General features: G+C 42.5%; 14 protein-coding genes. 10 read left to right on the top strand and 4 right to left on the bottom strand.

Translation table 11 applies throughout. From position 1 onward, the window contains the following. Window positions 1-15: 15 nt before the first annotated feature. Together cydD and cydC are read left to right on the top strand one after the other, a co-directional pair. Window positions 16-1,788 (top strand): heme ABC transporter permease/ATP-binding protein CydD, encoded by a 1,773-nt coding sequence (cydD, locus tag C9J12_RS00530; protein WP_107240933.1) that lies wholly within the window; start codon window positions 16-18, stop codon window positions 1,786-1,788. Next, window positions 1,781-3,502, top strand: a complete 1,722-nt coding sequence (gene cydC / locus C9J12_RS00535) for a heme ABC transporter ATP-binding protein/permease CydC (protein WP_107240934.1) — start codon at window positions 1,781-1,783, stop codon at window positions 3,500-3,502. The genes cydD and cydC overlap by 8 nt, the downstream gene beginning before the upstream one ends. 102 nt (window positions 3,503-3,604) lie before the next feature. Here the strand turns inward: cydC and C9J12_RS00540 are convergent, their stop codons facing one another. Next, entirely contained in the window at window positions 3,605-4,063 is a 459-nt protein-coding gene (locus C9J12_RS00540; RefSeq protein ID WP_107240935.1) for a glycine zipper 2TM domain-containing protein, read from the bottom strand. A 79-nt stretch (window positions 4,064-4,142) separates the two neighbouring features. Between C9J12_RS00540 and aat the strand changes: the two genes are divergently transcribed. The 3 genes from aat to infA all read left to right on the top strand — a co-directional run bounded on the left by aat (window position 4,143) and on the right by infA (window position 5,992). Beyond that, on the top strand, window positions 4,143-4,856 hold the full coding sequence (gene aat, locus C9J12_RS00545; protein WP_107240936.1) for a leucyl/phenylalanyl-tRNA--protein transferase: 714 nt from the start codon (window positions 4,143-4,145) through the stop codon (window positions 4,854-4,856). Between the two features lie 8 nt (window positions 4,857-4,864). After that, window positions 4,865-5,554 carry an arginyltransferase gene (locus C9J12_RS00550; RefSeq protein WP_107240937.1) on the top strand — a complete coding sequence of 230 codons (690 nt, stop codon included), beginning with the start codon at window positions 4,865-4,867 and terminating at the stop codon, window positions 5,552-5,554. 219 nt (window positions 5,555-5,773) lie between these two features. Further along, window positions 5,774-5,992: a translation initiation factor IF-1 gene (infA, locus tag C9J12_RS00555; RefSeq protein WP_011217896.1), complete on the top strand. Its 219-nt coding sequence runs from the start codon at window positions 5,774-5,776 to the stop codon at window positions 5,990-5,992. Between the two features lie 163 nt (window positions 5,993-6,155). On the opposite strand, the gene clpA is transcribed toward infA, so the two are convergent. Beyond that, window positions 6,156-8,426 (bottom strand): ATP-dependent Clp protease ATP-binding subunit ClpA, encoded by a 2,271-nt coding sequence (clpA, locus tag C9J12_RS00560; protein ID WP_107240938.1) that lies wholly within the window; start codon window positions 8,424-8,426, stop codon window positions 6,156-6,158. Between the two features lie 45 nt (window positions 8,427-8,471). After that, window positions 8,472-8,792 carry an ATP-dependent Clp protease adapter ClpS gene (gene clpS / locus C9J12_RS00565; protein WP_011217894.1) on the bottom strand — a complete coding sequence of 107 codons (321 nt, stop codon included), beginning with the start codon at window positions 8,790-8,792 and terminating at the stop codon, window positions 8,472-8,474. 225 nt (window positions 8,793-9,017) lie between these two features. Between clpS and cspD the strand changes: the two genes are divergently transcribed. Then, on the top strand, window positions 9,018-9,239 hold the full coding sequence (gene cspD, locus C9J12_RS00570; RefSeq protein ID WP_011217893.1) for a cold shock domain-containing protein CspD: 222 nt from the start codon (window positions 9,018-9,020) through the stop codon (window positions 9,237-9,239). A 536-nt stretch (window positions 9,240-9,775) separates the two neighbouring features. On the opposite strand, the gene icd is transcribed toward cspD, so the two are convergent. Further along, a complete protein-coding gene (gene icd, locus C9J12_RS00575) occupies window positions 9,776-11,029 on the bottom strand; it encodes an NADP-dependent isocitrate dehydrogenase (RefSeq protein WP_107240939.1) in 1,254 nt (417 codons plus the stop codon). A gap of 140 nt (window positions 11,030-11,169) precedes the next feature. Here icd and C9J12_RS00580 point away from each other — a divergent pair, with 140 nt between their 5' ends. The 4 genes from C9J12_RS00580 to purB all read left to right on the top strand — a co-directional run bounded on the left by C9J12_RS00580 (window position 11,170) and on the right by purB (window position 15,386). Then, a complete protein-coding gene (locus C9J12_RS00580; RefSeq protein WP_107240940.1) occupies window positions 11,170-11,820 on the top strand; it encodes a pseudouridine synthase in 651 nt (216 codons plus the stop codon). A gap of 353 nt (window positions 11,821-12,173) precedes the next feature. Further along, window positions 12,174-13,301: a tRNA 2-thiouridine(34) synthase MnmA gene (mnmA, locus tag C9J12_RS00585; RefSeq protein WP_107241207.1), complete on the top strand. Its 1,128-nt coding sequence runs from the start codon at window positions 12,174-12,176 to the stop codon at window positions 13,299-13,301. A gap of 14 nt (window positions 13,302-13,315) precedes the next feature. Next, on the top strand, window positions 13,316-13,933 hold the full coding sequence (gene hflD / locus C9J12_RS00590; RefSeq protein WP_107240941.1) for a high frequency lysogenization protein HflD: 618 nt from the start codon (window positions 13,316-13,318) through the stop codon (window positions 13,931-13,933). A gap of 85 nt (window positions 13,934-14,018) precedes the next feature. Next, window positions 14,019-15,386, top strand: a complete 1,368-nt coding sequence (purB, locus tag C9J12_RS00595; protein WP_011217888.1) for an adenylosuccinate lyase — start codon at window positions 14,019-14,021, stop codon at window positions 15,384-15,386. The last annotated feature ends 191 nt before the right edge of the window (window positions 15,387-15,577 follow it).

Raw genomic sequence — 15,577 nt, forward strand, 5'->3', positions numbered from 1 at the left:
AACGATATCTTTTATATGGATAAACAAATACAGAAAAATTTAACCAAATGGTTAAAAGAACAAAGCAAACTAGCAAAACGCTGGTTAATGCTCACTATTGGGCTGGGTTTCCTTTCTGGATTACTGCTCGTCGGACAAGCAGCACTTCTTGCGAATATTCTTCATGAACTGATCATGGAACATACCGACAAATCTGAGCTTATTAATCAGTTTATTGGTTTGATCGTTGTGGTTGCCCTTCGTGCTGCATGTAGTTGGGGGCGTGAAATAACAGGATACCGCTGTGGCGAACAAATTCGCTTGCACATTCGTCAACTTATACTGGATCGCCTCCATAATTTAGGCCCGGCCTATATCAAAGGGAAACCTGCGGGTGTCTGGGCAAGCCTTGTGCTTGAGCAAGTAGAAGAGATGCAAGATTTCTTTGCTCGCTACCTGCCTCAGATGTCGATTGCGGTTTTAGTCCCCGTTATTATTTTAGTCACGGTTTTCCCTCTCAATTGGGCTGCAGGGTTAATTTTTTTAATTACAGCACCGCTTGTACCTATCTTCATGGCGCTTGTTGGCTTAGGTGCAGCTGATGCTAACCGTCGTAACTTTAAAGCGCTCCAGCGTCTTTCTGGGCACTTTTACGACCGTTTGCAAGGCTTATCAACCTTACGTTTGTTTAATCGTGCAGAAGCGGAAGCGGAAAACCTGCATGCTGCATCAACCGTGTTACGCAAACGCACAATGGAAGTATTGCGCCTTGCCTTCTTATCCTCAGCAGTCTTAGAGTTCTTCTCTGCTATTTCAGTGGCTATTGTTGCGGTGTATTTTGGTTTTGCTTTCATTGGCGAATTAAACTTCGGGCATTACGGTATTCCAATTAGCTTATTCACTGGCTTATTTATCTTGGTACTTGCTCCTGAATTTTATCAACCTCTGCGTGATTTAGGTACGTTCTATCATGCCAAAGCACAAGCGATTGGCGCAGCAGAATCGATTGTTGAATTTCTAAATGCAGAAGCTGATGAGATGAAGGCTGGTGATACAAACTTACCGTCACCTGAAACGATAGAGCTCCATGCTATCGACTTAGAAGTGCTTAGCCCGGAAGGGAAAATTCTAGCGGGCCCGCTCAGTTTTTCTATTCATTCACAAGAACAAGTTGCGCTTGTTGGCCCTAGTGGTGCTGGCAAAACTAGCCTATTGAATGCCCTACTCGGTTTCCTACCTTATCGTGGTAGTTTAAAAATTAATGGCATTGAACTGAATGAACTTGATCACAGCCAATGGCGTCAGGCAATTAGCTGGGTTGGGCAGAATCCTTTATTGGTTCACGGCACAATTCACGACAACATTACGCTAGGTAACCCATTGGCAACTGAACAACATATTGCTCAAGTGGCGAAACAAGCTTATGCGAGTGAGTTTATTGACCGACTAGAAAAAGGCTACCAGCATCGTGTGGGAGATCGTTCTGGCGGATTATCTGTTGGTCAGGCTCAGCGATTAGCTGTTGCACGTGCCATGCTACAAAACGGTTCTTTTTGGTTACTGGATGAGCCCACTGCAAGCCTTGATGCAAACAGTGAAAAGTTGGTACTTGATAGCTTGGCGCAAGCCGTTAAGGGTCAAACAACATTGATGGTTAGTCACCGCTTAGATCAACTATCAGCTATCGACCGTGTACTTGTCTTAGACAATGGCAAGCTGGTTCAAAATGGTCATTTCGATCAAATTAGTCATGAAGGCCTTCTCGCTGACATGTTGGCACATACTGATAAGAGGGATCTCGATGCGTGATTTAGTCCCTTACCTAAAGCTTTACCGTAAGCACTGGTTTGGCTTAACTGTAGGTATGATACTTGGCTTACTGACTTTACTTGCAGGGCTTAGCCTTCTCACCTTATCGGGTTGGTTTATCTCTGCATCTGCGGTTGCTGGCTTAACCATTGCCCGACAAACATTTAATTATATGTTACCCGGGGCCGGTGTTCGTGGCTTCTCGATGGCAAGAACCGCTGGTCGCTGGGGGGAAAGGGTTGTTAGCCATGATGCAACTTTCAAACTGCTTGCCGACCTACGTTTATTCTTTTTTAAAAAACTTACGCCATTAATTCCTGGTCGCCAGACAAATCTGCGTGATGCTGATTTACTCAACCGCCTTGTGGCTGATGTTGACGCAATGGATCATGTCTATCTGCGCCTTGTTAGCCCTCTTGTTATTGGTGTTATAGGGTTACTAGCCGTAACCGGCTTTCTTGCTTGGTTTGACTTAACCATTGGTTTAACGTTGGGTGCCGTTCTTTTGTCGCTCATGTTAGCGCTACCCGTTATTTTTTACCGCCTAGGTAAATCTAACGGTGAAGAACTGACTTATGCTAAAGCCAATTACCGAGTGAAGCTGCTTGACTGGTTGCAAGGCCATGCCGAGTTACTTCTGTTCAACGCAGAAGACCGTTACCGTAAAGAAGCAGAAAACGAGCAAGAAAAGTTACTCGCAGCACAACGGAAAATGGCGAGCTTAACAGGATTTGCTAATGCGATACTGATGGCTGCAACAGGTTGGACGCTAGTACTGATTCTGTGGATTGCCGCTGATGGTGTTGGTGGAGCAATGCCTGATCCCTTCATTGCCATGGTAGCTTTTGCGACAATGGCAAGCTTTGAAATGATGATGCCTGTTGCGGGTGCCTTCCAATATTTGGGGCAGACACTAACCTCAGCACGCCGTTTAAATGAAATTATTGAAGCAACGCCTGACACACAGTTTGATCCTAATGGACATCAAGCTGTCGTCCACGGTGATATCAGTATTGATAATATCAGTTACACCTATCACGATAGTGAACAGCCTGTTGTCAGTAATGTCTCTATCAAGCTTAAAAAAGGTGAAAAACTGGCATTGCTCGGGCGTACTGGTTGCGGTAAATCAACCTTGCTTCAGCTAATCACCCGTAATTGGGATCCACAGCAAGGGCAAATCAGCATTGATGGTGTTGCTTTACCCTTATGGCATGAAACATCGCTTCGTAAAGCGATTACCGTCGTTAGCCAACGTGTTGATGTGTTTAATGGCTCATTACGTGAAAACCTTGTGTTGGCTAAACCTGAGGGCACAGATGAAGAGTTCAAAGCATCACTCGTGCATGTTGGGCTAGAAACCTTGCTTGAAGATAAAGGATTAGATACTTGGTTAGGTGAAGGTGGTCGCCAGATATCTGGTGGTGAGCGCCGTCGCTTAGGTATTGCACGGGCACTGCTTCATAACGCCCCTATTCTTCTACTGGATGAACCTACAGAAGGTCTTGATCGCCGTACCGAACAACAGATTTTAAGCCTGTTACTAGAGCATGCGAAAGATAAAACCGTCTTATTCATTACCCACCGCTTAGTCGGTCTAGAGCAAATGGATCATATTTGCTTAATGGATGAAGGTGAAATCATCGAACGCGGTAAACACCAAGATCTGATCGCAACTGGTGGTCGATACACTGAATTGTGTAACCGTATCTAGTTTACCTTAGACAGTAGGTTTCGATACCGAGATAAACAAAAGGCGAGGATATTCCTCGCCTTGTTTGTTTCTATCTTTCAAGAATAAATCACATTTTCTTGATTAAAATTCTTTATCAACCCTTACGCCATCATTGAAGTAAAGAATCCGCACATTGTCACCTCGATTAAACACTGAGGTTTGATCAACATCTTGAATAACATCAATGAGCTTACCTTGATCGGTTTTAATCAACACTTCAACTAAACGATATTCAATAACGGTTTGTCCTTGCTGGCGATTATGAGCAATACCGGCCCCCGCAACCGCACCTACCGCGGTAGCGACTTCTCGACCAGTACCACCACCAAATTGATTACCAATCAAGCCACCCACCACACCGCCTAACAATGTTTCCCAGCCGTTTCGCTGTGAATTAATCACTTCTTGTTGGGTGATATAACGAACAGATTCAATCTGGCCAAAAACAACGTCATTTACTGGTCGCGCTTCATTTCGATTATACGGTGCCGCTGTTACGATCAAAGGAAGCATTAGCAGTAACAATAAAAATTTTCTCATATATAATTTCTCCATTGACGCTAATTTTTAACTAAAAAGTATTCTTTTAAAGACTATTTAACGAGAACAACTGAGTTTTATGGCAATTTACCTACCGGAACTTGACCCGGAAAATACTCTTTTCCCGGAACCTGAAACCGCACTTGATGAACCCAATGGCTTACTTGCTTTTGGAGGCGATCTTCAGCCTGCACGTTTGCTTGCGGCTTACCGCCAAGGTATTTTTCCTTGGTACTCTAATGGTGAGCCTATTTTATGGTGGAGCCCTGCCCCGCGTGCCATCTTTCTGCCTAACGAATTTAAGCCCAGCAAGAGCTTACGAAAGTTCTATCGAAAATCAGGATACCAAATCACACTGAATAATGCCTGTCATGACGTTATTCGCCAATGTGCCGACTGTCGAAGTCCTGAAGAAACATGGATCACCGAAGATATGATCCAAGCTTATCAAACGATGCACAACCTTGGACACTGCCATTCGGTAGAAGTTTGGCACCAAGATAAACTCGTTGGCGGATTTTATGGTTTACAAATCGGTTCAGTGTTTTGTGGTGAATCAATGTTTTCATTAGCCGATAACGCATCAAAAATTGCACTATGGTTTTTTTGCCGCCATTTTTCAGATCAAGGTGGCACCCTCATTGATTGCCAAGTGATGAACAATCATTTGGAGTCACTTGGCGCACTAGAAATTCCACGAGCACCGTTTATGCAACAGCTGCTCCAGCAAAGAGCTGCCATAATTAAACCAAATAGTTTTGTTCCTCAAACGCTCAAAATACCTATTGAATAAAGAGATTTATGAATAACCTTTCTTTACGCATCGGCCTCACACCAAACTCCGACTGTAACTACCTACCTAACGAGCAAGAGCAGCTCGGGGTGGTCATGGATGAACATTGGCTATCACCTGTAGGCTATAACATATTACTCTCATCAGGCTATCGTCGCAGTGGCAGAGCTATCTATAAGCCAATGTGTGAACTTTGTAGTGCATGCACCCCTCTACGTGTCGATTGCCCTAACTTTGTCGCCTCTAAGAGCCAAAAGCGCCAGCTAAATCAAATGGAAAAATTCCGCTGGGAGTTTAAAGCTAAACTCGATGAAGAGTGGTTTCCACTGTATGAAAGATATATTCGTTTACGCCACTCTACAGGCTCAATGTATCCTGCGAATAAAGAGCAATTCTTTGAATTTTGCACCGCAGAGTGGATGGATACTTTGTTTTTGCATGTCTACGATGATGATAAGCTTATTGCCATCGCGGTGACCGACGTATTTGAGAATGCCCTCAGTGCTGTATATAGCTTTTTTGAACCCGATTCCTCGCTATCTTTAGGTACTCTGTGCGTGCTTTATCAAATTCAATATAGTCAGCAGACGGGTCGAAAATGGCTTTATCCTGGTTATCAAATTGATGACTGTAAAGCGATGAATTACAAAGTCAGATTTCAGCCACACCAGAAGTTAATACTGGGCGACTGGCAATAATTGTTCACCATACAAACAGCGTGAAGAAAATTAAAACAATTCATCACTGACAAATGAATGTATTTTGGCAAAAAACAGATAAAAGCGACTTTAGACAGCAACAAAAGCTGACAAAGTGTACTGGCAAGGGTAGAATTGCGTCCTAAACTTTACACTCAAACAGTTTCAAGGCATTATCTTGCCCGATCAGATGAATGGCAGGTAGCCTAAGAGGATTCAATGGCAAAAGAAGACGTAATTGAAATGCAAGGTACTGTACAAGATACACTACCTAACACGATGTTCCGCGTTGAACTAGAAAACGGTCACGTTGTTACCGCTCATATCTCTGGTAAAATGCGTAAGAACTACATCCGTATTCTAACTGGTGATAAAGTTACCGTGGAACTGACTCCATACGACCTTTCTAAAGGCCGCATCGTCTTCCGCGCACGTTAATCTTTCACCAAGATTAGACTGCAAATAAAACCTAGCCAAGTGCTAGGTTTTATTTTATCTGAAGATAAAGGCCAGTTGCTCTTTCAACATGGTGACAGCATATCATTCAGATAAAAAAACCGCCTCAAGGGCGGTTTTTATTTAATGCTAACTCAGTAATGGATTAGTGTGCAGCTTCCAATTCATTGTTGCTGTTGTATTGGAAATCCAATTCATTGTTAATGTAATCAACACGTACCGAGCCACCGTTAACTAAACAGCCGAATAACAATTCATTCGCTAATGGTTTTTTCAAGCGGTCTTGAATCAAACGCGCCATCGGACGTGCACCCATCGCCTTATCGTAGCCTTTCTCAGCTAACCAAACACGTGCGTTATCAGACACTTCCATTGATACGCCCTTCGCATCAAGCTGTGCTTGCAACTCAACGATGAACTTATCAACCACTTGATGAATAACATCTTTTTCAAGATGATTAAACCAAATGATACTGTCTAAACGATTACGGAATTCAGGTGTAAATACACGCTTAATTTCCGACATTGCATCATGACTATGATCTTGCTGAATCAAACCAATCGACTTACGTACCGTTTCCGTTACGCCGGCATTGGTTGTCATAACAAAAATGACATTACGGAAATCAGCCTTACGACCATTGTTATCTGTTAGCGTACCGTTGTCCATAATCTGCAGAAGCAAATTAAAGACATCTGGGTGCGCTTTTTCAATTTCATCTAACAGTACTACTGAGTGTGGCTGTTTGATTACCGCATCGGTTAACAGACCACCTTGGTCATAACCCACATAACCAGGAGGCGCACCGATCAAACGGCTCACAGTATGGCGTTCCATGTACTCTGACATATCAAAACGCAAAAGTTCGATACCCATGGTACGTGCCAACTGAACAGTGACCTCTGTTTTACCCACACCAGTAGGACCTGCAAACAAGAAAGAACCAACAGGCTTATTCTCTGCACCCAGCCCAGCTCGGCTCAGTTTAATCGCTTCGGTTAGTACATCAATGGCATCATCTTGACCGAATACTAGCATCTTCAGTTTGCCGTCTAGCTTCTGAAGTACATCACGATCACTTGAAGACACAGATTTCTCTGGAATACGTGCCATTTTGGCAATCATCGATTCAATATCGCTAACATTAACGGTTTTTTTACGACGGCTTGCTGGTGCTAAACGACAACGCGCACCTGCTTCATCAATAACATCAATCGCTTTATCAGGCAGATGACGCTCATTAATGTATTTCGCTGATAGCTCTACAGCGGCACGAATCGCTTTATTGGTAAAACGAACTTCGTGGTGCGCTTCATACTTAGGCTTTAGCCCCATCAAAATCTTCGTCGTATCATCAAGCGAAGGCTCAATGACATCAATTTTTTGGAAACGACGTGATAATGCACGTTCCTTCTCAAAAATATTGCTGTATTCCTGATACGTCGTTGACCCCATACAGCGTAACTTACCGTTGCTCAGTAATGGCTTGATAAGGTTCGCAGCATCGACTTGTCCACCAGATGCGGCACCCGCACCAATAATGGTGTGAATTTCATCAATGAACAATACAGCGTGATCTTCTTTCTCAAGCTGCTTCAAAATACCTTTGAAACGCTTTTCGAAATCACCACGATATTTAGTGCCTGCAAGCAAAGAACCGATATCTAAAGAATAAATCACACAGTTTTGAATAATATCAGGCACTTGACCTTCAACAATACGCCATGCCAACCCTTCAGCAATCGCGGTTTTACCCACACCAGCTTCACCCACCAGTAAAGGGTTATTCTTTCTTCGGCGACAAAGCACCTGAACGGTACGCTCAAGCTCACTGTCGCGACCGATAAGCGGATCAATACCACCAGCACGGGCTAACTGATTAAGGTTCGTTGCAAAATTCTCTAGCTTGTCTTCAGACGATTGTTCAGCTCTTGGTTCTTCACTGCCAACTTCAGGGCCATTTAAATCATCATTGTCACTGTCTTTCACAGTGCCATGAGAAATAAAGTTAACCACATCAAGACGACTAATATCACTCTTCTTGAGAAGGTATGCCGCATGGGATTCTTGTTCACTAAAAATAGCGACAAGAACGTTAGCACCCGTAACTTCACTACGACCTGAAGATTGCACATGAAAGACGGCACGTTGAAGTACACGCTGAAAGCTCAGTGTAGGTTGTGTTTCGCGGCTCTCATCATCAGCAGGAATGAGAGGAGTTGTTTGCTCGATAAATGAGTCGAGCTCTTTACGCAATACATCGAGATTTGCGCGACACGCAAGCAGAGCTTCCTGAGCAGCTGCATTCTCAAGTAAAGCCAAAAGCAAATGCTCAACAGTCATAAACTCATGACGTTTTTCTCTTGCTCGTGCAAATGCACCATTCAAGCTAGCTTCTAGTTCTTTATTTAGCATAAGGCACCTCCCCTAAATACCACTCAAAGTGGCGTGCCGGAAAAATTAAGCTTTTTCCATCGTACACAGTAGCGGATGTTCATTCTCTCTTGCGTGCATCATCACTTGTGCCACTTTTGTTTCGGCGACTTCAGCAGTGAAGGTTCCACAAATCGCTTTACCTTCGTAATGCACGTTGAGCATCAACTGTGTGGCTTTCTCCATGTCCATTGAGAAGAACTTCTGTAACACTTCTATCACAAAATCCATCGGAGTGTAATCATCATTGTTTAAAACAACTTTGTACATCGCTGGTGGTTTAACCTGAACTTCTTCCTTATCTAATACATCTGACTCAGGAATAATCCATTCGTATAACTTACTCATAATCTCATCTTAGTCATTAGTTCAAGCGCTTGCTATATCTAGGCCCAGAAAAAAAAGATTTTATCAAAATGTTACAATATGCACTTGACTGTCTAGCTCTTTTTACTAAAGTGTAACCTGTAGTAGATATAAACTGCATCAAAACAGCATTAGTATGCAAGAATAAAAGGAATACCTTGTACACTAGTAGTTAAATGGATCTTGAATGCAAGAGGGATGTAAAGCATGGCAACAGGTACAGTTAAATGGTTTAATAACGCCAAAGGTTTTGGTTTTATCTGCCCAGAAGAGGGTGAAGGCGATATTTTTGCGCACTATTCAACCATTCAAATGGATGGATATCGAACTCTCAAAGCCGGCCAGCAGGTCAACTATGAGATTCAAACAGGGCCTAAAGGTCACCATGCTAGCGAGATCGTCCCAGTCGAAGGTGAACTAACCAAATAGTCACTGAAAGTTATCGCATCAATTTCGAAGGTGAGCACTGGCTCGCCTTTTTATTGAAAATACCGCTTATCTACCCACTCACCTGATTAATCATACCTACATCAGCAATCCTTATTACCGATTCAAATAAATATAAATTTGAATGAATAAAAACTGAATAGCCTCGAACATGTTTTATTAACAATACTATTAACAAGTGTTGGTTAATGTTCCTCTAAGAGAATCATCATATACGTCTATCATAGGCGAAAAAAGAACAAGAGCAAATCGAGACAAAGCAGATAAAAGAAGAATTGAGAGTAAACGCACTGATTGCCTTTATATCTTCATAACTTGCAAGTGAACTGCTTTAATATGCAGCAGTACTATGGTTAGGAAAACATCGAGATTTGAAAGAGAGAGAGAGAGAGAAAGAAAGGAAGAAAAGAAGAAAAGAAGAAAAGAGTGTAGCAAACGTTATTTTACCTGAGATAGGATAGAATAAAGGCCCAGCCTAAGCTGAGCCTCAAATATCTTACAGAGTAAGAGATTTACAATTACATGTGTTCAATCATGTCATCTGCAAACTCTGAACACTTACGTAAGGTAGCACCTTCCATTTGGCGTTCGAAGTCATAAGTCACAGTCTTGTTACTGATTGCAGCTTCCATTGAACTGATGATCAAATCAGCAGCTTCAAGCCAGCCCATATGACGAAGCATCATTTCAGCAGAAAGAATGAGTGAGCCAGGGTTTACTTTATCTTGTCCAGCATACTTAGGTGCAGTACCGTGAGTTGCTTCAAATAATGCAACACCATCACCGATGTTTGCACCGGGTGCAATACCGATACCACCAACCTGTGCAGCTAGTGCATCAGAAACGTAGTCACCGTTAAGGTTCATGGTTGCAATTACATCGTACTCAGCAGGGCGAAGTAGGATCTGTTGTAAAAATGCATCAGCGATACAGTCTTTGATAACGATCTCTTTGCCAGTGTTTGGATTTTTAAGCGTCATCCATGGACCACCGTCCAATAACTCAGCGCCAAACTCTTGTAGAGCGACTTCGTAACCCCAATCTTTAAAGGCGCCTTCAGTAAACTTCATGATATTGCCTTTGTGTACCAGCGTTAGCGAGTCACGGTCGTTATCAATGGTGTACTGAAGTGCAGCGCGAATTAGACGCTTAGTGCCTTCCTCTGAAATCGGCTTAATACCGATACCACATTGCTGTGTGAAACGGATTTTAGTTGCGCCCATTTCATCTTGTAGAAATTTAATGACTTTATCTGCTTCTGCAGTGCCAGCTTGGTATTCAACGCCAGCATAGATATCTTCAGAGTTCTCACGGTAAATTACCATGTCTGTCAAATCAGGACGTTTAACTGGGCTAGGTACGCCATCAAAATAACGAACAGGACGTACACAGATGTATAAATCAAGTTCTTGACGTAAAGCAACGTTTAGAGAACGAATGCCGCCACCAACTGGAGTTGTTAGTGGACCTTTGATTGCGACTTTGTATTCACGAATGAATTCTAAAGTTTCTTGCGGTAGCCATGCATCTTCGCCGTAAACTTGAGTTGATTTCTCACCTGTGTAGATTTCCATCCACTCAATCTTGCGATCACCTGCATAAGCTTTATTTACTGCCGCATCGACAACTTTGATCATTGCAGGGCTTACATCAACACCGATACCATCACCTTCAATGTATGGGATTACCGGGTTGTTAGGAACGACCAGTTTACCTTCAGAATCCAATGTGATTTTCTGACCTTCTACTGGTACAACTACTTTACTATCCATTTAAATCTCCTAGCGTCCATTTGTTATCTTTTTGTAAGATGCGCGCAAATCATACTCGAAAATTTATCGACACGCCAATACTGTTATTTTCGCGTATAATAAGCATGTCGATTTACTAATCCCCAGTACAGCAGCTATTTATGAAGCCAAATACCCCTTTTCGTCAACCTCAACGTGCCAATAATGAGCGTCGAGCATCAAGAAAGATATCAAACCCGAAGCGACCTCGCGGACCGCAAAAGATCATTTTATTTAACAAACCCTTCAATGTGTTGACTCAATTTTCGGGTGAACCAGGCGATAAAACGCTGGCAGATTATATATCTATCAAAGATATTTACCCTGCAGGGCGACTGGATAAAGACAGCGAAGGCTTATTGGTTTTAACTAACGATGGCATTCTGCAAGCGCGTTTAACACAACCGCAATCTAAGCAGCCTAAAACCTACTGGGTTCAAGTTGAAGGTTCACCAAGTGATGACGATTTGGAGCAGCTTCGTAAAGGCGTCACATTAAAAGATGGGCTAACGTTACCTGCAGATATCGAACGCATGGAGCAGCCCGTGATTTGGGATCGTACTCCACCAATTCGTGAACGGAAAAACATTCCAACCACATGGCTTGCACTTACCCTGCGCGAAGGACGAAACCGACAAGTGCGTCGTATGACGGCTCATATTGGCTTTCCTACATTACGCCTAATTCGTTATAAAATGGCAGATTGGACGGTCGATGATTTAGCGCCTGGAGAGTGGCGTGAAGTGACATTACCTAATACACAAATGCGCTAAATTCTATATTTTAAGCCGCAATCTTATAAATTGGTCGCTCCAACGACCAATTTATAACTGACACAATTTGTCATCAAACCCATAATAAAAAGCTACACATTCCCCCAGACTTACACTATTATCGCCCGCAAATAGCAAACGTTTGCGCCATTGAAAAATATAGTATTACGTTTAACAAAATAAAATCATTTATATACAGCATATTGTCAATTTCTCTGCTCTTTTTACACAATGAAACAAATTTGTCTTTTCCATGAAAAGAAACGATTAAATTATTAAAGTGTGATTCTGTTCTCGGTCTGTTTCGGCAGATAGCTTTCTGTTAGAATTACGCTCTTAACACTAAATTGCGACTGAAGAGAAATATGTCAGATAACAGCCAGAAAAAAGTCATTGTCGGCATGTCCGGCGGCGTTGATTCATCGGTATCAGCTTACTTACTACTTCAACAGGGTTACCAAGTTGAAGGTTTGTTCATGAAGAACTGGGAAGAAGACGATAACGAAGAATACTGCTCTGCCGCAGAAGATCTCGCTGATGCACAAGCTGTATGTGACAAATTGGGTATCCACCTTCATACCATTAACTTTGCAGCTGAGTACTGGGATAACGTATTCGAGTATTTCTTAGCTGAATACAAAGCAGGTCGTACTCCAAACCCAGATATTCTTTGTAATAAAGAGATCAAATTTAAAGCGTTCCTAGAATTTGCCGATGAAGTTCTAGAAGCGGATTACATTGCAATGGGCCACTACACACGTCGTAGTTTCCCTACCGCTGAAGGCGAAAAGCCTAAAATGCTACGCGGTGTTGATGGCAATAAAGATCAAAGCTACTTCTTGTACACACTGAGCCATGAACAAATTGCTCGTAGCCTATTCCCTGTGGGTGAATTAGAAAAACCTGAAGTACGCCGTATCGCTGAAGAGCAAGACTTGATCACTGCGAAGAAAAAAGATTCAACGGGTATTTGCTTTATTGGTGAGCGTAAATTCACTGAATTCTTAGGCAAATACCTTCCAGCACAGCCGGGGAAAATTGAAACCGCTGATGAAGGAAAGGTTATCGGTGAGCATCAAGGTTTGATGTATCACACCTTAGGCCAACGTAAAGGTCTACATATTGGTGGCCAAAAAGGCGGAAACGGTCTTGAAGATGCATGGTATGTAGTCGATAAAGATCTTAAGCGTAATGTGTTGATTGTAGGTCAGGGTAAAGATCACCCTCGCCTAAAATCGAATGGTTTAGTCGCATCTCAATTAGATTGGGTAGATCGTCAACCAATTCGTGAAACAATGACATGCACAGTGAAAACCCGTTACCGTCAAGAAGATATCCCTTGTACCATCATCCCTATCGATGATGAAAATATCAAAGTTATTTTTGATGAACCTCAAATCGCGGTTACGCCAGGTCAATCAGCTGTGTTCTACAGTGATGAGATCTGTTTAGGCGGCGGTATTATTGAGCAGCGAATCTAAAGGAGTCGTCACCAGTGGCACACACTTTATATGACCGTACAATCGCGTTTGCCAGCATCTGCCAAGCAGTAAAGCTGGTTCAATTAGTTGCACAAAATGGCAACTGTGATCGCGAAATTCTAGAAGCTTGTTTGAACAGTATTACTGTAACAAACCCTTCTAATACCCTTGAGATTTATGGTAACGAGAGCAATCTTCGACTTGGTCTTGAAACCTTATCGCAAGAAATTGATAGCTCACCAACAGGCAGTGAAATCACTCGCTACTTAGTGAGCGTGATGGCGCTTGAACGTAAACTATCAGGTCGACGCGATAGCATGGGTCAACTTGGTGACCGCATTGATGTCATCATACGTCAGAAAGATCATTTTGATTTATTAGACGATCAAATGGTTAGCAATATCGCCAGTATTTACCTTGATATTATCAGCCCTCTTGGTCCTCGTATTCAGGTAACAGGTGCGCCAGCACATCTTCAACAGCAACAAGTACAGCATAAAGTGCGAGCGTTATTACTTGCTGCTGTTCGTGGTGCAGTGCTATGGCGTCAGGTCGGTGGTAAGCGTCGTCATTTAATTTTCGGGCGTAAGCAAATGGTCGAGCAAGCCAAAATTTTATTGGCTCGTTGTTAATTATTTTTATTTTTTCTCGCTGCTCATATTCTCAAAATAAGAGCAGCGATGTTTACACATCCTCATAAATCAGGAGAGATACAACATGGAACTGTCAGCTCTGACTGCTGTTTCCCCGGTCGACGGCCGTTACGGAAGTAAAACAAGTGTACTTCGCAGCATTTTCAGCGAATTTGGTCTGCTAAAATACCGCACTATCGTTGAAATCCGTTGGCTACAAAAGCTGGCTGCAACTGATGCTATCGTAGAAGTTCCTGCATTTAGTGACGAAGCAAATCAATTTTTAGATCGTGTTGCTGCTGAGTTTAGTGAAGAAGATGCACTGCGCATTAAAGCTATTGAGCGCACAACTAACCACGACGTTAAAGCGGTTGAATACTTCTTAAAAGAGAAAGTAGCCGAGCTTCCTGAACTACACGCTGTGAATGAATTCATTCACTTTGCATGTACATCAGAAGACATCAACAACCTTTCTCACGCTCTTATGCTGACTGAAGCGCGTGAAAAAGTAATGTTACCTGAAGTACGTAACGTTATTGATTCTATTAAAACGCTTGCAAATGAGTACCGCGAAATTCCATTGCTTTCACGTACACACGGTCAGCCTGCTTCTCCATCTACGATGGGTAAAGAAATGGCTAACGTTGCGTACCGTATGGAACGTCAATTCAAGCAAATCGAAAACGTTGAAATTCTTGGTAAAATTAACGGCGCAGTAGGTAACTACAACGCACACGTTATTGCTTACCCTGAAGTTGATTGGCACCAGTACAGCGAAGAGTTTGTAACGTCGCTAGGTATTACTTGGAACCCATACACAACTCAAATTGAACCGCATGACTACATCGCAGAGTTGTTCGATGGTTTTGCTCGTTTCAACACAATTCTTTTAGACTTTGACCGTGACGTATGGGGCTACATTGCTCTAGGTCACTTCAAGCAAAGAACAATTGCGGGTGAAATTGGCTCTTCAACAATGCCGCATAAAGTTAACCCTATCGACTTCGAAAACTCTGAAGGTAACCTAGGCTTAGCTAATGCAATCTTCTCGCACCTATCACAGAAACTACCGGTTTCTCGCTGGCAGCGTGACCTTACTGACTCAACAGTGCTTCGTAACCTAGGTGTTGGTTGTGGTTATGCAATCATTGCTTATACTTCGACGCTAAAAGGTATTAGCAAGCTTGAAGTTAACCGAGCAGCGCTAGAAGCTGAGCTAGATAAAAACTGGGAAGTATTGGCTGAACCAGTACAAACAGTAATGCGTCGCTATGCTATCGAAAAGCCATATGAGAAGCTAAAAGAGCTAACTCGTGGCAAACGTGTAGATGGCGAAGGCATGCGTAACTTTATTGACAGCCTTGAGCTTCCTGAGCACGAGAAAACACGTCTTAAAGAAATGACACCAGCTAACTACATCGGTGATGCAGTGAAGCTAACAGACCAACTATAAGCTGGCTGTACATACTCTTTTAAGGCTGGTTTCGACCAGCCTTTTTTATATCTATCTTCTATCTAAGTAACCCGTCTTCTTTCAATAAACACTTTCCACCTGAAATCATAATAAACCATTTTAAAATTTAAAATCTTACAAATCAAAACGATAACTTAAACATGTATTATTTATGCATGTTTACTATTGCC

Source organism: Photobacterium frigidiphilum (genome assembly GCF_003025615.1).
In the GTDB taxonomy this organism is placed as follows: domain Bacteria; phylum Pseudomonadota; class Gammaproteobacteria; order Enterobacterales; family Vibrionaceae; genus Photobacterium; species Photobacterium frigidiphilum.